The sequence below is a fragment of the Streptomyces violaceorubidus genome (assembly GCF_000717995.1).
In the GTDB taxonomy this organism is placed as follows: Bacteria; Actinomycetota; Actinomycetes; order Streptomycetales; family Streptomycetaceae; genus Streptomyces; species Streptomyces violaceorubidus.
In genome coordinates, this window is record NZ_JODM01000002.1 from 202,499 (window position 1) to 218,260 (window position 15,762).

At 72.9% G+C, this 15,762-nt stretch carries 12 protein-coding genes and 4 pseudogenes; 4 read left to right on the forward strand and 12 right to left on the reverse strand.

The window, feature by feature from the left end; translation table 11 throughout:
- Positions 1–31: 31 nt before the first annotated feature.
- The 7 genes and pseudogenes from IE94_RS40850 to IE94_RS37110 form a co-directional block, all read right to left on the reverse strand.
- Positions 32–511, reverse strand: coding sequence for a site-specific integrase (locus IE94_RS40850; RefSeq protein WP_245235180.1), 480 nt, complete (start codon positions 509–511; stop codon positions 32–34).
- 171 nt (positions 512–682) lie between these two features.
- Entirely contained in the window at positions 683–1,216 is a 534-nt protein-coding gene (locus IE94_RS0104875; protein ID WP_030178625.1) for an EF-hand domain-containing protein, read from the reverse strand.
- Positions 1,217–1,333: 117 nt separating this feature from the next.
- Complete coding sequence (locus IE94_RS0104880) at positions 1,334–2,278, reverse strand: class I SAM-dependent methyltransferase (protein WP_051777262.1); 945 nt, start codon at positions 2,276–2,278, stop codon at positions 1,334–1,336.
- A gap of 65 nt (positions 2,279–2,343) precedes the next feature.
- On the reverse strand, positions 2,344–3,447 hold the full coding sequence (locus tag IE94_RS0104885) for an NAD(P)-dependent alcohol dehydrogenase (protein ID WP_030178629.1): 1,104 nt from the start codon (positions 3,445–3,447) through the stop codon (positions 2,344–2,346).
- Position 3,448: 1 nt separating this feature from the next.
- The gene (locus IE94_RS0104890; protein ID WP_030178635.1) at positions 3,449–4,870 is read right to left on the reverse strand and encodes an aldehyde dehydrogenase family protein; all 1,422 of its coding nucleotides are present in this window, start codon (positions 4,868–4,870) and stop codon (positions 3,449–3,451) included.
- 2 nt (positions 4,871–4,872) lie between these two features.
- Positions 4,873–5,625 (reverse strand): (5-formylfuran-3-yl)methyl phosphate synthase, encoded by a 753-nt coding sequence (locus IE94_RS0104895; RefSeq protein WP_030178637.1) that lies wholly within the window; start codon positions 5,623–5,625, stop codon positions 4,873–4,875.
- Between the two features lie 206 nt (positions 5,626–5,831).
- Positions 5,832–6,142 (reverse strand): annotated as a pseudogene (locus tag IE94_RS37110) (short chain dehydrogenase); the annotation flags it as partial.
- A 173-nt stretch (positions 6,143–6,315) separates the two neighbouring features.
- Here IE94_RS37110 and IE94_RS37115 point away from each other — a divergent pair.
- The 4 genes and pseudogenes from IE94_RS37115 (at position 6,316) to IE94_RS0104915 (ending at position 10,259) form a co-directional block, all read left to right on the forward strand.
- Positions 6,316–7,302 (forward strand): hypothetical protein, encoded by a 987-nt coding sequence (locus IE94_RS37115; protein ID WP_030178643.1) that lies wholly within the window; start codon positions 6,316–6,318, stop codon positions 7,300–7,302.
- A pseudogene (locus IE94_RS37665) lies at positions 7,221–8,287 on the forward strand (HAMP domain-containing sensor histidine kinase). Before IE94_RS37115 ends, IE94_RS37665 begins: the two are co-directional and overlap by 82 nt.
- A complete protein-coding gene (lplAB, locus tag IE94_RS0104910) occupies positions 8,277–9,341 on the forward strand; it encodes a lipoate-protein ligase LplAB (protein WP_030178645.1) in 1,065 nt (354 codons plus the stop codon). Before IE94_RS37665 ends, lplAB begins: the two are co-directional and overlap by 11 nt.
- Before the next feature lie 261 nt (positions 9,342–9,602).
- Positions 9,603–10,259, forward strand: a complete 657-nt coding sequence (locus IE94_RS0104915; RefSeq protein WP_030178648.1) for a hypothetical protein — start codon at positions 9,603–9,605, stop codon at positions 10,257–10,259.
- Here the strand turns inward: IE94_RS0104915 and IE94_RS0104920 are convergent.
- From IE94_RS0104920 to IE94_RS0104935, 5 genes and pseudogenes are all read right to left on the reverse strand, one after another.
- A complete protein-coding gene (locus IE94_RS0104920) occupies positions 10,256–11,806 on the reverse strand; it encodes an NCS1 family nucleobase:cation symporter-1 (protein WP_037921774.1) in 1,551 nt (516 codons plus the stop codon). The two genes, IE94_RS0104915 and IE94_RS0104920, sit on opposite strands and share 4 nt — an antisense overlap.
- Positions 11,807–11,916: 110 nt before the next feature.
- Complete coding sequence (locus IE94_RS0104925; protein ID WP_030178659.1) at positions 11,917–12,939, reverse strand: TIGR03842 family LLM class F420-dependent oxidoreductase; 1,023 nt, start codon at positions 12,937–12,939, stop codon at positions 11,917–11,919.
- A gap of 11 nt (positions 12,940–12,950) precedes the next feature.
- A complete protein-coding gene (gene hydA / locus IE94_RS0104930) occupies positions 12,951–14,354 on the reverse strand; it encodes a dihydropyrimidinase (RefSeq protein WP_030178662.1) in 1,404 nt (467 codons plus the stop codon).
- Between the two features lie 42 nt (positions 14,355–14,396).
- A pseudogene (locus tag IE94_RS40555) lies at positions 14,397–14,471 on the reverse strand (hydrolase); the annotation flags it as partial.
- Positions 14,453–15,736, reverse strand: a pseudogene (locus IE94_RS0104935) (PucR family transcriptional regulator ligand-binding domain-containing protein); the annotation flags it as partial. The pseudogenes IE94_RS40555 and IE94_RS0104935, both read right to left, overlap by 19 nt.
- Between the last annotated feature and the right edge of the window lie 26 nt (positions 15,737–15,762).

Sequence of the window (15,762 nt, forward strand, 5' to 3'; positions counted from 1 at the left end):
GTTTACGCGCGTCGGACGGTCGCATCTCCACTCAGGATCGGGCCTGGGGAGAATCTGGGGAGTTTGGGCCGGACCTCTCCTCCGCCCGCTCCCCCAGCAGGCTATCGATCGCCCTGCGCCCCTCCTTCCCCGCCTCCGGCATGAAGTGCGCGTAGTGATCGAGCGTGATGGTCGGCGATGAATGCCCCCACCACTTGGCGAGGGTGACGACCGGCTCTCCTGCCTCCAGCACGAGGGATGCGTACGTGTGCCTCGACACATGGAACCCGTCCTTCGGCGCCGCTTGCCACTGCCAAGGTTTCGCCCCCTTGACACGCGGAGGGATGACACCTGCCCTGGCCAGGGCAGGCTTCCAGATCTCGGTGTTCCACGTGTTGGCTGCGATCGCGTTCCCGTACTTCGTAGTCAGTACGAGGCCGAACTTCTTCCGCACCCTGTCCGATTCAGGACCGCCCCAGGGAAGCTCGACCTTGTCAGCTGATGCGGCGGCATCAACGCAGGTCAGTCCCATTCCGTGGACAACTCCATGCCGAAGGTGCCCTGGAGGGAGGCTCGGGTGGTGAATCGCATAGCTGACCTCGGTGCTCGGGTACGCCGACGGGCGCAGGGCAGATCCGTGCCACCGGCGGGTGCCACCCTTGTCACCGGGCCGCCGGAGCGGCACGACGGCCCGGTCCGTCCGTCAGGCCCCCGGGACCAGGTGGTCGCCGGCGATGCCGGACTTCTCGGGGCGGTAGTAGTCCCTGATGCCGTCGGCCCAGGTGGACACCCGCACGCGGTCCTGCCCGTCCGGGCCGAAGGCGTCGAAGAGGGCCTCGATGTTGGGTCGTGCGAAGCCGATCGCGATCATCAGCGCGATGAACTCGGCGCGGGCGACGAAGCCGTCGCCGTCCGGGTCGCCCATCGCGGCGAGGGCTTCGGCGAACTCGTCCACGGCGGCGTCGAACCGCTGCGGATTGAGGACGACGGAGGTGAACTCCTCGGGGCTGACACGGCCGTCACCGTTGGCGTCCAGCTCGGTCAGGAGCGTGTCGCCGTAGCGTCGGAAGGCGGCGGCGAGCCTCTCCTTGGCAGCCTCCGGTGCGCCTGGTACGGCGGCCACCACGCGGGTGCTCATCAGCTCGAAGTCGGGGAGTTCCAGGTAGCCGTTCCCGTCGGCGTCGAAGAGGGAGAAGACCAGCTCGATGCGGTTGGTCGCCTCGGTGGTGGGCACCATGGTGCACCCTGCCTTTCCTTGGTGGAGCCTTGCCGTCGCAGCGCGCCGGGGAGGTGTCCCGGCGGCTGGTCCAACTATCGGGGCGCCCGGGCCACTTCGGCGATGCACAACGGCACTTCACACACGAACGGGGGGAACAGCCGGATCCATGCATGAAACGGGATACGTGTCCGCGAACACCCAACGGTTGCCCGCCAGGGCGTCGTTCTCCTCGGGCAGCGGGCCGCGCCCGTGCCGGTGGGTGAAGTCGAAGGGCGTGTGGACCGACGCGGTCCAGCCCCGGTCCGTCAGACGGGCCACGGAGTCGGGCCGCGGCTCCCGGCTGAAGAGGTCGAGCAGGTCGATGCCGAGCTGCCGGCGCGTGGAGGTGTACAGCGGACTGTCGCGGTACGCCATCAGGTCCCTCTCGAGCTTGACCTCGTACGCCAGGGCGCTGCCCGGCGCGCTCAGCCGGTCGACCGTGTCGATGAGCGCGGTCTCGGCCGCGTGGGGCAGGTAGAACAGCAGGCCTTCGACCAGCCACGCGGTGGGGGCCGTGGCGTCGAAGCCCGTCGCCGTCAGCGCGCCGGCCCAGTCGGCGCGCAGATCGGTCCCGATCGGTACGCGCCTCGCCCTGGGTTCGGCCGACAGGGTGTCGAGGACCTCGTGCTTGAACGCGAGGACTCCCTCCCTGTCGATCTCGAAGATCACGCAGTCCACGGGCCAGTCGAGCCGAAACGCCCGCGTGTCCAGTCCGGCTCCCAGCAGCACCACTTGACGGATTCCGGTGGACCGGACGGAGCGGAGCAGGAAGTCGTCGAGCACGCGGGTGCGCAGTCCGAAGTAGCGGGCGAAGCGTCCCCAGAGCGGGCTCGTGTCCCCGCCCGGGGCCTGGTCCAGGCGGACCGGCCAGTGCGCGGACGCCTGAGCGGCCCGCACGAAGTGCTCGGCGTAGATGTCCTGGGCGAGGCTGTCGGGGCGGTGGGTCTCGATCGCCCGCGCCGCGGCGACCAGGAGGGCGGTCAGCCCCACACCTCCCTCCACGCCTTCCGTACTGGTGACGAGCGGTACCGTGTCGGCCATGCTTCTCCCTGATGGGTTCGGGTTCGTGAGAGACCCGCGTTCGCGCGGGGCGGTGAGCGGCGTGTTCAGTGGCGGTGGCCGTCCGGGATCAGGACGGGTTTGACGACGCGGCCCGTCTCGCAGTCGCGTTCGGCCTTGTTGATGTCGGCCAGCGGATAGGTACGGGTCAGCCGGTCGAAGGGGAACCGCTCGGCCTGCCAGAGGGCGATGAGCCGGGGGATCAGCAGGCCGGGGACGGCGTCGCCCATACAGATGTGGGAGATCGTGCGCCCGCGGTCCAGTGTCCCCACCTCCAGCGGCAGGGTGCCGTGCAGCCGTGCCACCAGGCCGAGCCGGCCGGTGGGACGCAGCGACCGCAGCGCCTCGTTGATCAGCCCGGCGGACCCCGTGGTGTCCAGCGCGTACGTCGCTCCCCCGCCGGTCAGCCGCAGGACGCGGTCGGACGTACCGGTCGGCGTGGCGGGGACCGGCAGGGCGTGGAGCCGCTCGGCGAGGGCCAGCCGCCCGGGATGCCGGTCCACGGCCACGGTCACCGCGCCGGCGGCGTGGGCCGCCATCACCGCGGCCAGGCCCACCGCGCCCGCGCCGAAGACGGCGAGGGTGTCACCGGGGCCGACGCGGAAGGAGTTGAGGACCGCACCGGCACCGGTGAGGAATCCGCAACCGAGCGGCCCGAGCAGTTCCAGGGGCAGTGCGGGATCGACCCGGACGGCGTTGCGGGCGGGGACCAGCGCGTACTCGGCGAACGAGGACTGGCCGAACCAGCGGGGAGCCAGGGCGGTCCCGGTCGTGTCGGTGAACCGGGGGGCGTGCTCCCTCCGCCCGCCGAACAGGTTGAGCGAGGCGAAAAAATCGCAGTAGGCGGGGGCCGCGCCCATGCAGTTGCGGCAGTGCCCGCAGGAGTCGAAGCTCAGCACCACGTGGTCGCCGACGTCCAGGCCGGTGCCCGTGCCTCCCGTCTCCACCACGACTCCGGACCCCTCGTGGCCCAGGACCGCCGGCAGGGAGGAGCGGCCGGCCGACCGCCGCACCGCGAGGTCGGTCCGGCACATCCCGCAGCCCGCGATCCGCACCAGCACCTCTCCCTCGGCCGGTCCCCGGGCCAGCACCACCTCCTCGACGGTGAACGGGTCCTCGTACGCACGCAGTACCGCCGCGCCGAACTTCACTTCATCCCTCCCCCGGGCGGTGCACGACGAACGGTCTGAGGTTTCCGTAGAGCCCCCACGGTCCACCCGCGACGCCGACGCCGCTGTCCTTGGCACCCGCGAAGGGCTGGGCGAGGGAGAGTTCGGCGTGGTGGTTGATCCACGCCGTCCCGCACTCCAGGCGGTCGGCGACGGCCTCGGCCCGGTCGAGGTCGGTGCCCCACACCGAGCCGCCCAGTCCGAAGCCGGTGCCGTTGGCCGCCCGGACGGCCTCGTCGAGGCTGTCGTACGGCAGGACCGGCAGGACCGGGCCGAACTGCTCCTCGGTCACCACGGGGCTGTCGGCCGGTACGTCGGCGAGGATCGTCGGGGCGAAGAAGTACCCCGGCCGGTCCAGGCGGTGTCCGCCGGCCGCGGCCCGGCCGCCGTCCGCCAGGGCCCGGGCCGTGCGGCGCTCGACGCGGGCGAGTTGCGGGGCGTTGTTGACCGGGCCGATGCGCGAGGCCGGGTCGAGCCCGGGTCCGACGGCGGTCGTGCTCGCCCGGTGGGCGAGGGCCTCCACCACCCGGGCGTAGAGCCGGGCGGGGGCGTAGAGACGTTTGACGGCCATGCAGACCTGGCCGCAGTTGCGGAAGGCCGCCCAGAACAGCCGGTCCGCGATCTCCTCCACGTCGACGTCGTCGAGCAGGACGGCGGCGTCATTGCCTCCCAGCTCCAGGGTGACGCGCGCGAGCGAGGCCGCCGCGCCCGCGGCGACGGCCCGTCCCGTGGCCGCCGACCCGGTGAAGGTGACATGGCGGATCCCGGGGTGCGAGGCGAGACGGGCGCCGAGCGGCTCCCTTCCGGTGGCGATCGTCAGTACGTCCTCGGGCAGGGCTCCGGCGAGGACGGTCCCCAGCATCCGGGTGGCCAGGGGCGTGAACGGTGAGGGCTTGAGCACCATCGTGTTGCCCGCGGCGAGCGCCGGCGCGAACTTCGCCGACGCCAGTTGGAGAGGGAAGTTCCACGGGACGATCGCGGCGACCGGCCCGATCGGCCGCCACCGCAGCCGGCTGCGTACGGGGCGGCCGTCCGTGAGGGGTTGCTCCTCCGCGTCCAGCTCGGCGAAGTAGCGCAGCCGGGCGGCCGTACGGGCCACCTCGGCGTGCGACTCGGTCAGCGGCTTGCCCTGTTCCCGGGTGAGGAGCGGGGCGAGGTGGGCGGCGGCCGCGTCGACGGCGTCCGCCGCCAAGAGCAGCGCCTTCCTGCGTGCGGCCGGGTCGGCCCGCCAGCCGTGCCAGGCCGCGTGGGCCCGGTCGACGACCGCGTCCAGTTCCTCGGGCCGCAGTTCGGGAGCCTCGTCGAAGGCTTCGCCGGTCGAGGGATCGACGACGGCGAGGCAGCCGCTCCCGCCCCCGCCCCGGTCGCCGGGGGTGGGCGGGCCGTGTCCGGTCGCCGCGGCCACGGTCAGCTCTGCGCGGCAGCGGCGGCGTGGTCCCGGACGTGCCGGTCCATCTCCGCGCGGAAGGCCGCCACCAGGTGCGGCCGGATCCGGCCCGTGGTGCGGTCCCCTCCCTCGCAGACCGCTCCGCGCACCCCGACGATGTCGGTCTCGATACGGGCCAGTTCACCCAGGTCGCCGGCCTTGACGCTGCCCGCCAGCGCGGCGAGGAGACCGGCGTCGTGGGCGCGCCGTACGAACTCGGCGCACACGTCGGGCGGGACGTGGTCGAACAGCCGCGTCCCGTCCTTGACCGCGGTGTCGAGCATGGCGGCGTCGGACCCGGAACGGCGCGCGATGTCGGGCAGCGCGAGCGGGCTGACACAGCCGATGCGGTGGGCGTCGGCGTAGCCCGACGCGACGACGAAGGCGTCCGCCCTGTGGTCCTTCACCGCCCGGACGACCCCGCGCATGACCTCGACGGCCTGTTCGGGTGTCGCGCACCCGTAGAGGCCGACCTTGATGTAGGTGGCCCCGGAGACGGCCGCGCCGAGCGCCGCCTGGGCCACCGTGCCGGGCTTGTACGGCACGTCCCCCACGGTGGCGGAGACCGGCTTGTCCGCCGGGACCGCCGCGCGGATCTCCCTGATGACCCACGGGTAGTTGGCGCCGAGCGAGCCCTCGTCGGGCTTCTTGACGTCGACGATGTCCAGGTACTCGGCCGCCTTGGCGCAGTCGAGTGCCTCGTCGACACCGTCCGGAGAGATGAGCAGCAACAAGGTGGAGTCCTTCCCCGACGCACCCACCTGCCCCGAGGGCGGAGGTGCGGATTCGTCCGGCTCACATGCGGTTCGCACATCCTTCCCCGGCGTGTCGCGTCTGGGCAGGGCGCGCGGAGTGACACATGGATCGCAGCGACGAGGCCTCCGCGCCCGGCGCAACGCGCCGTCTGCGCTGGACCGCCCGCGCACGTGCGGCGGTGCCGTCAAGCGCAGCGCAGTCCGGTCAGTTCCTCGGAGCGTTCCCAGATCCGACGGGCGTCGTCCGTGCTCCGCAGGCGGCTGTAGAGCTTCTGCCGCGCGGGCGGTCCGCCCAGCCGCCCGGGCCGCCGGGGGCGTAGAACGCCCCGCGTTCGGCCTGCGGCGAGGTGGCGGCGTACAGCGCGGGAAGCTGCGCGGTGCGGACCGTGCCCACGAGGATGCCGCGGGCGGACAGGACGCGGATGACGCGTACGCCCAGGGTGTCCTCGGCGCGGCCGACTTCGGGACGGGCGGCGAGCAGGCTGGTGGGCGCGACGCGATCCTCGCGCGCACCTCGGAGTACGGGGAAAACCGGATCGTCCTCGGGTTCCACTACCCGCTCGGCGTCATGGGCGGCCGCGTCACCGCGCAAGGCGACCGTGGCGCACCGGCTGGGCGGAACCCGACTTCGCGAAGCTGCTGGGGCAGGCCCACACCGAGATCGAGAACGTGCTGCTCGCGCGGTGCGAGGAGGAGAGTCGCGGCGACACCTTCACGGCCTGCGCGAGCGACCCGTACGCCGGGCTGAGCACCGCACAGGACGTGGACCTGTACACCCGGCGCCTGACCTACGGGTTCTCCCGGACCGGCGAGGCCGGGCAGGCGCTCGACGTGCCGTCCGACGCGGCGGCCCTGCTGGTCACCGCCTTCCCGGACCTCACCGCCGAGCAGCGCGCCCGGGTTCTGGAGCAGACGGCGACGGACTCCGGGTACCCGCTCGACCTCACCGGGTCGGGCGGGCCGGCCTGGCGGCGGATCAACCTGGCGGCGGCGATGGCGCCGGACGTGGAGGTGAACGCCGACGGGTCGGTCACGGTGACCAACTTCTCCGACGCCACGAACGCCGGTGCGGCCGACGCCTCGGCGCTCACCGTGGGGGGCGGCGCGCTCGACGCGTGCGACCCGGAGGTGAGCACGTACGTGGTGGACTGGCCGGAGCACGCGGGGATCCCCGCGGTCGGCGCCGTGCCGTCGGCGTCCGGTGCGCGGGTGAGGGTCACCGAAGGCAGTGACACCGTCTCGTCCCTCCCGCCCTCGCCTGACCACCCGCACCGTGACGGCGACCTCGGCCAACGGCGCGTACACCCGGGCCTGCACGGTCGGCTTCCGGCGCACGTCGGACGGCCGCCCCCGCGGGTGGACCGCGTCCGGCGACCGGGGCGGCGACGGTGGCGCGGGCGGGGGTCTCTGGTCGCCCGTCCGGGAGGGGGAGGCGACCCGGGGCTCCCGCTGAAACCACGCCAGGCGTGCCCCCACCACCGCCGTACCCCCACCACCGCCGTGCGGCGCCACCTCACGGCGGTGGTGGACGTGACCCTGGTGGTGCGTGACGGACGAAATGGGTGCCGGACCCGATGGACCGGGTGCCGCGCGTCGTCGACGCTGCTGCGGTGTCCTTGTTCTGGAGAATCTCGTTGCTCAACTCGGTGGTGCTGATCGCCGCGACCGCGTTGCTGCTGGGACCGGTCACCGTGTCGACGCCCGTCCTGCTCACCGAGGCAGCGATCCTCACGGCGGGCCTGGTGGTGATCCTGATCGCCAACGTCCTGCTGCTGCGGATCGGTCTCGGGCCGCTGCGCCGCCTCGCGCACGCCATGACCACGACCGACCTGCTGCGCCCGCGGGTGCGCGCCAAGGTCGACGGCGACGGTGAGATCGCCGCGCTGATCACCACCTTCAACACCATGCTCGACCGGCTGGAGGCCGAACGCGCGCTGAGCGCCGCCCGCACGCTGAGCGCGCAGGAGTCGGAACGCCACCGGGTCGCCCAGGAGCTGTACGACGAGGTGGGGCAGACCCTCGCCGCCGTGCTGCTGGACCTCAAGCGGGTCGCGGACCAGGCGCCCGGCCCGGTGCGCGAGCAGCTCTCGCAGGTGCAGGAGACCACCCGGGCCGGCCTGGACGAGATCCGTCGCATCGCCCGCCGCCTGCTCCCGGGCGTCCTGGAGGAACTGGGTCTGAGCAGCGCGCTGCGGTCGCTGGCGGACGAGTTCACCGGGCCCTCGCTGACCGTGCGGCACGAGATCGCCCCCGGCCTGCCGGCCCTCGGCGACAACGCCGACCTGGTGCTCTACCGGGTCGCCCAGGAGGGCCTCACCAACGCGGCCAGGCACTCCGGCGCCCGCCTGGTGGTGCTCGCCCTGGCGCGGGCGGGCGACGCCGTCGAGCTGCGGGTGCGGACGACGGCCGGGGCTTCGACGGCTTTGACGAGGCCGCCGAGGGAGCCGGGATCCGCGGCATGCGCGAGCGCGCCCTGCTGGTCGGCGCCGACCTCGTCGTCGGCGCGGCGCGCGGGGGCGGCACCGAGGTGCGGCTCACCGTGCCTGTCGGCGACCGGGCGGGGCGCGCCGGGGCGGGAACACTGGGGCCGGGCGCGCTGTTGTCCCCGGAGGCGGAACGGAGGCGGAACGGTGCACGGTGAGTACAAGATCCCCGGCGGCAAGCTGGTCGTCGTGGACGTGGAGGCCGAGGACGGCGTGCTGCGGCACGTGCGCGTGGCGGGCGACTTCTTCCTGGAACCGGACGAGGCGCTGGACGCCGTGAACGGCGCGCTGGAGGGCGCCCCGGCCGACACCGACGCGGCGGGGCTGGCCGCGCGGATCGACGCGGCCGTGCCCGAGGGCACCGTCATGTACGGGCTGACCTCGGAGGGCGTGGGCATCGCGGTGCGCCGCGCGCTGGCGCACGCCACGGACTGGACGGACTACGACTGGCAGCTGATCCACGAGGGTCCCGAGGCGCCCGCCCTGCACATGGCCCTCGACGAGGTGCTGACCGCCGAGGTCGCCGCAGGCCGGCGTCCGCCGACGCTCAGGGTGTGGGAGTGGGGCGCCCCGGCGGTGATCATCGGCAGTTTCCAGTCCCTGCGCAACGAGGTGGACCCCGAGGGCGCCGCCCGGCACGGCATCGAGGTGGTGCGCCGCATCTCCGGCGGCGGCGCGATGTTCGTGGAGCCCGGCAACACGATCACCTACTCCCTGTCCGTGCCCGAGGCGCTGGTGCAGGGCCTCTCCTTCCAGGACAGCTACGCCTACCTCGACGACTGGGTGCTCGGCGCGCTCGGCGAGATGGGCATCCGCGCCTGGTACCAGCCGCTGAACGACATCGCCACCGACCAGGGCAAGATCGCGGGCGCCGCCCAGAAGCGCGTCGTGGGGCCCGGGGGCGGGCCCGGCGCCGTACTGCACCACGTGACCATGTCGTACGACATCGACGCGGACAAGATGCTCGAGGTGCTGCGGATCGGGCGGGAGAAGATGTCCGACAAGGGCACGAAGTCCGCGAAGAAGCGGGTGGACCCGCTGCGCCGGCAGACCGGGCTGGCGCGCGAGGCCGTGATCGAGCGGATGATCTCGTCCTTCACCTGGCGGTACGGGCTGACCCAGGGCAAGGTGACGGACGAGGAGCTGGCCCGGGCCCGGGAGTTGGCGCGCACCAAGTTCTCCTCGGCCGAGTGGACCGCCCGGGTGCCGTGAGGGCCTCGCTGCATCTCGGGCTCCCACCGGCCGCGGGTGTCGGCTCGATGCCGCGGGCTTCGACCACCCCGTCGGGGTGAGCCGCCTTCGGGACCCCGATGACCGGGGTGGTCCCCCGTGAGTGGACCCCGGCACGTTCGTCTGCGTCACCGGGCGGCCACGCACCGAGTTCGCCCTTTCGCCCCACGGGGACTCGTGTGACACTGGCGTCCCGTCCGCAGTGCGGGCACCCTCCGCACCGTCCCCCACGAGAAGTGCGCCGTGCGTTCTCTTCCCCTGCCGCTCGCCCTGACCGCCCGTCTGGCGCCGGTCGCCGTGCTCGCCACGGCGGGCTGGGCGCTCTCGTCCGGGCCGGACACGTCACCGGCCGCGAAGGACAAGGCGCCGCCCGACACCGCGAACAGGTCGGCCTCCGCCCCGGCGACCGAGGCGGCGACGAAGACGTACGCCTCCGCTCCGGCGCCGTGCGAGGCACTGGCCGGGAAGACGATCACCTCGCTGGTGCCGGGGGCCAAGGCGGCCGGCAAGGAGATCCCGTCCACCGACACCGAGGTGCGCCGCACCTGTTCCTGGAACGCGCTCAAGGGCTACGACTACCGCTGGCTCGACGTCTCCTTCGAGGTGATGCAGACGGACGAGGCGGCGCTCAAGTCGTACAAGGAACGGGTCGCCGACCGCAGCGGCGGCGGCGCCGTCCCGGGCCTCGGTGACAGCGCCTACTCGGTCGTGAACCTCACCACCGAGGACAAGCAGCAGACCCGCGAGGGCACCGTACTGGTCCGCGCCGCCAACGCCCTGGTGACGATCACGTACAACGGCAGCGACTTCGAGTCGAAGAAGGCCCCCGGCACGAACGAGATCAACAAGGGCGCCATCAAGGCGGCCAAGGAGGCCGTGGCCGCCTTGCGGGGCGGCTAGGGCCGCGCGGTGGGGCCGGTGGTCCCGGTCCCCGGCCGGGTCGCGGGCAGCAGCATCAGGGCGAGGTAGAGGACCATGGACGTGCCCAGGCCCACCGCCCAGCCGTAGTCGGCCAGTGGTTCGAGGAACGGTACGGGGCGGCCGTCGACCACGGGGTGGAAGTCGGCGCCGCCGATGGCCAGGACCCCGCCGACGGCGAAGGCGAGCACGGCCCGCCAGTTCCAGCCTCGGCCGTACCAGTAGCGTCCGCCCCGGCGGTAGAGGTCGGCGAGGTGCAGCCGGGCGCGGCGCAGGATCCAGTAGTCGGCGACGAGGATGCCGGCCACCGTGCCGAGGAGCCCGCCGACCAGGCCGAGCCAGGTGAAGATGTATCCCTGCGGGTCCGAGTACAGCTTCCAGGGGAAGATCAGGACCGCCAGGACGCTGGTGATGAGCGCGCCCGTCCGGAAACTCACCCTGCGCGGTGCGACGTTGGAGAAGTCGAAGGCCGGTGAGACCAGGTTGGCCGCGATGTTCACGGACAGGGTCGCCACCAGGACGGTCACCAGGGCGAAGAGCAGGCCCACCACGTTGTCGGTCTTCGCGGCCAGCTGTACCGGGTCCCAGATCGGCTCGCCGTACACGGCCTGCGAGCCGGACGTCACCATCACGGAGAGGAAGGCGAACAGGGTCATCGTCGTCGGCAGACCGAGGGCCTGTCCCCGGGTCTGGGCCTTCTGGCTCTTCCCGTAGCGGGTGAAGTCCGGGATGTTGAGGGACAGCGTGGACCAGAAGCCGATCATGCCCATCAGGGAGGGCCAGAACAGCTTCCAGAAGTCGCCGCCCCAGCCCAGCTTCGACGGCTGGTCGAAGAGCGGGCCGAGGCCGCCCGCCTTGTCGGCCATCCACCACAGCATCACGAAGGCACCGACGAGGACGAAGGGCGCCGCCCAGTTCTCGAAGCGGCGGATGGTCTCCATGCCCCGGTGGATGATGGCGACCTGGAGCACCCAGAAGAGCGCGAACGACAGCCACATGGTCCAGGCGTGGCCGCCGACCGTCGCGGCGCCGGTCCAGCCCTCGCCGATCAGCTTGCCGGCCAGGAGGTAGATCGCCTCGCCGCCGATCCAGGTCTGGATGCCGAACCAGCCGCACGCCACCAACGCCCGTACGACCGCGGGCAGGTTGGCGCCCCGGATGCCGAAGGAGGCGCGGGCGAACACCGGGAAGGGGATGCCGTACTTCGGCCCGGCGTGCCCGGTGAGCAGCATCGGGGCGAGCACGATCAGGTTGGCCAGGGCGATGGTGAGCACCGCCTGCTTCCAGTCCATGCCGACCGCGATGAGACCGGAGGCGAGGGTCCAGGAGGCGGTGTTGTGGGCCATGCCGACCCACAGGGCGGAGAAGTTGTACGTGGTCCAGGTGCGCCCCGCGACGGGGACCGGCAGCAGGTCCTCGTTGGCGTAGGGGCCGCTCGGCGGCGGGGAGCCCGGGGTGAGCTCCACGCGCCCGTCGGGGAGGGTGACTTGGGCGGACGGCGGTATGGCGGTGGGCGCGGTGTCGGTCATGGGCAGGCCAATCATGCGGTGGGACGGGAGAGGCCGTGCGGGCGGTGCCGAGGGGGGTGCGCGGGTGCGCCCTGGTGCCCGCCCCCGAACGCGGGGCGGGCGGGGACGGGTCAGGCGTTGACGACCGGGATGACCTCCGTGCCGTAGGCGTCGATCACGGCTTCCTGCGCGTCGTGCATGTCGTAGAGCGCGAACTGGTCGACGCCGAGGGCACGCAGGGCGGTCAGCTTCTCGATGTGCTTCTCGACCGGTCCGATCAGGCAGAACCGGTCGACGATCTCGTCCGGCACGAACCGGGTGTCGGGGTTGCCGCTGCGCCCGTGGTGGGCGTAGTCGTAGCCCTCGCGGGCCTTGACGTAGTCGGTCAGTTCCTCCGGTACGGCTCCGGTGTGGGCGCCGTACTTGGCAACCAGGTCGGCCACGTGGTTGCCGACCATGCCGCCGAACCAGCGGCACTGCTCGCGTGCGTGGGCGAGGGCCCCGGGCGAGGAGTCGGCGGTGACGTAGGCAGGGGCGGCGACACAGACCGTCACCTCCGACGGGTCGCGTCCGGCGGCCTCGGCGGCGTCGCGGACGGCCTTGACCATGTACTCGGTGAGGTAGAGGTCGGCGAGCTGGAGGATGAAGCCGTCGGCCTCCTCGCCGGTCATCTTCAGGGCTTTGGGACCGTAGGCGGCCATCCACACCGGGACTTCGGCCCCTGGTTTGATCCAGGGGAACCGGACGACGGTGCCGCCGCCGAGGTCGGCCTCCTCTCCCCTGCCCAGCGCGCGGATCACCCTGATCGCATCGCTCATGCGGGCGAGGGTGTTGGGCCTGCGCCCGGCGACCCGCATGGCGGAGTCGCCGCGGCCGATGCCGCAGACGGTGCGGTTGCCGAACATGTCGTTGAGGGTGGCGAAGGTGGAGGCGGTCACCTCCCAGGTGCGGGTGCCCGGGTTGGTGACCATCGGGCCGATCTTCAGTGTGCTGGTGTGGGCCAGGACCTGGCTGTGGATCACGAACGGCTCCTGCCAGAGCACGGCGGAGTCGAAGGTCCAGCCGTGGCTGAAGCCGTTGCGCTCGGCCCGCTTCATCAGGTCCACGACGCGGGAGGCCGGCGGGTCGGTCTGCAGGACGAGTCCGAAGTCCATGGGCACCGCTCCTAGTTCAGGTACTGACAGGTGGCGCGCGGGGTGTAGACGCCGTGGCCCTTGCGCCCGGTGTACTCCCGCTCGGTGACGACCGGTTCGCCGCGCGAGAGCACGCTCTCCACGCGGCCGGTGATCCGCCGGCCCTCGTACGCCGAGTAGTCGACGTTCATGTGGTGGGTCCGGGCGGAGACGACCTGCTCGGCGTGCGGGTCGTAGACGACGATGTCGGCGTCCGCGCCGGGCGCGATGGTGCCCTTCTTCGGGTACAGGCCGAACATCCGGGCCGGGGTGGCGCAGGCGATCTCGATCCAGCGGCGGCGGCTGATGTGGCCGTCCACGACGGCCTGGTGGAGCAGGTCCATGCGGTTCTCGACGCCGGGCATGCCGTTGGGGATCTTGGAGAAGTCGCCCCGGCCCAGCTCCTTCTGGCCGGTGAAGCAGAAGGGGCAGTGGTCGGTGGAGACCACCTGGAGGTCGTTGGTCCGCAGCCCCCGCCACAGCGCCGCCTGGTGCTCCTTGGGCCTGAGCGGCGTACTGCACACGTACTTGGCGCCCTCGAAGCCGGGCTCGGCGAGATGGTCGGTGGACAGGAACAGGTACTGCGGGCAGGTCTCGCCGAAGACGGGCAGGCCCTCGTCGCGGGCCCGGGTCAGCTCGGCGACCGCCTCCGTCGCCGAGACGTGCACGACGTACAGCGGTGCCCCCGCCACCTGCGCGAGCCGGATGGCGCGGTGGGTGGCCTCGGCCTCCAGGAGGGCCTTGCGGACCTCGCCGTGGAAGCGCGGGTCGGTCTCGCCGCGGGCGAGGGCCTGCTCGACCAGGACGTCGATGGCGATGCCGTTCTCGGCGTGCATCATGATCAGGCCGCCGTTCTCGGCGGCGCGCTGCATGGCACGCAGGATCTGGCCGTCGTCGGAGTAGAAGACGCCGGGGTACGCCATGAACTGCTTGAAGGAGGTCACCCCCTCCTCCACCAGCAGGTCCATCTCCTTGAGCGTCTTCTCGTTGACGTCGGAGACGATCATGTGGAAGGCGTAGTCGATGGCGCAGTTGCCCTCGGCCTTGGCGTGCCAGGCGTCCAGTCCGGAGCGCAGGGAGTGTCCGACGCCCTGGATGGCGAAGTCGACGATGGTGGTGGTGCCGCCCCAGGCGGCGGCGCGGGTGCCGGTCTCGAAGGTGTCGGCGGCGTAGGTGCCGCCGAACGGCATCTCCATGTGGGTGTGCCCGTCGACGCCGCCCGGGATGACGTACTTGCCGCTCGCGTCCATCACCCGCTCGGCCGTGAACGCCTCGGCCGCCGGGGTGCCGGTCGCGGCGAGGGCGGCGACGCGGCCGTCCTCGATCAGGACGTCGGCGTGGATCTCGTCGGACGCGGTGACGACGAGGCCACCGCGGATGACGGTACGGCTGCTCATGCTGCTGTTCCCTCCTGTCGGGGGCGCGGGCGCCCCGGTGGCTCAGGGCGCGGTCAGCGGGGAGTACGCGCCCGGCGCCCGGTCGCGGTAGAACTGCCAGCGGTCGCGGAGTCGGCGACGGCGTCGGCGACGTGCCGGGCCTCGCGCAGACCCGCCGGTACGTCCGCCCAGTCGGCGCGGGCTTCGGCGGCCGCGACCACGGCGTGGGCGGTGTCCGGCTGCGCCCGCAGCCGGGTCGCGAAGTGGGCGGTCAGGGCCCGGGCGTCCTGGTCGGGGGCGAGGCTGAGCAGGACGGCCACGCGGTCGTCGGCGAGCTGGGCGGCGATGCCCGGCAGTCCGAGCCGCCGCAGCACCCGGGCGGGGCGGGCGGGGTCCCGCTCGCGGACGACGAGGGGGACGAAGACGCGCCGGTTGACCGGCAGGCCCGCGGCACGCGCCCGGGGCAGCAGGTGCCGCGCGGGCACCGCCCCGCTGACCAGGTCGGTCAGCAGGCTCCGCGCGGACTGCTCCTCCCAGGTGTCCCAGGAGCCCGCGGAAGCGCCCGTGCGGGTGCCGTCCCCGGCGAGCATGCGGTGCAGGACGAGGGCCTCGGCGGCCCGGTCGGCGAGCAGCCGTCCGGCGGCCCGGTCACCTCCGTAGCCGCACAGCACCAGCCGGCCCCAGCGCTCCCCGCGACAGCTCAGCTCGGCACGGACCCAGCCGTCGGCGGACCCGGCACCGGCCTGGCGGGCGATGCGTTCCCAGTCCCGCAGTACGTCGTCGACGGCCGCCCTCTCCCCCGCCGTGCCGAGGACGCGGTGGGCGAGGTTGGTGACGACGACCGGGCAGCCGGCGTGCCGGGCCACCTCGTCGAGCAGGCGCTGCACGGGGGCACCGGCGGTGATCAGGCCGGTCAGTTCGGTGCGGACCGCCTCGGAGAGGCTGACGGCGGCGAACTTGCGCCGCAGCAGCCGGGACTGCACCTCCTCGGTCAGTTCGGCGAAGGGGAAGGGCCGGTGCAGGACGACCATGGGCAGCCCGCAGCGCTCGGCGGCCCGGCGCATCACGGCGGGCGGGGCGGGGAAGGCGCGGCCGAGGCCGAGCACGACGGCGGCGGCCTCGGCCCGGTCCAGGGAGCGCACGTACTCGCCCTGCTTGTCCTCGTCACCGGCGAGGAGCACACCCGTGGTCTGGACCATCTCGCCGCCGCTGAGCATCACGCCGACGTCGGCGGCCTCGGCGACGTGCACCCACCGCACCGGCCGGTCGAGCCGGTGTGCGCCGGCCACCACCTCGGGCTGTCCGGCCCGCACCCGTTCGAGGCCGAGCACCTGACGGACCGACAGGGCCGGCTCCCATGGCTCCCGGGGCTGCTGTGCCGGGGTCTCGGGGGTGGTGGTCATGGCGGCGCCTCCTGGGCCCGGGACGC

Bases quoted from the DNA above. Each gene is read 5' to 3' on its own strand.
- IE94_RS40850 (WP_245235180.1), bottom strand. From the start codon at position 511: ATGGGACTGACCTGCGTTGATGCCGCCGCATCAGCTGACAAGGTCGAG.
- IE94_RS0104875 (WP_030178625.1), bottom strand. From the start codon at position 1,216: ATGGTGCCCACCACCGAGGCGACCAACCGCATCGAGCTGGTCTTCTCC.
- IE94_RS0104880 (WP_051777262.1), bottom strand. From the start codon at position 2,278: ATGGCCGACACGGTACCGCTCGTCACCAGTACGGAAGGCGTGGAGGGA.
- IE94_RS0104920 (WP_037921774.1), bottom strand. From the start codon at position 11,806: ATGACCGACACCGCGCCCACCGCCATACCGCCGTCCGCCCAAGTCACC.
- IE94_RS0104925 (WP_030178659.1), bottom strand. From the start codon at position 12,939: ATGGACTTCGGACTCGTCCTGCAGACCGACCCGCCGGCCTCCCGCGTC.
- hydA (WP_030178662.1), bottom strand. From the start codon at position 14,354: ATGAGCAGCCGTACCGTCATCCGCGGTGGCCTCGTCGTCACCGCGTCC.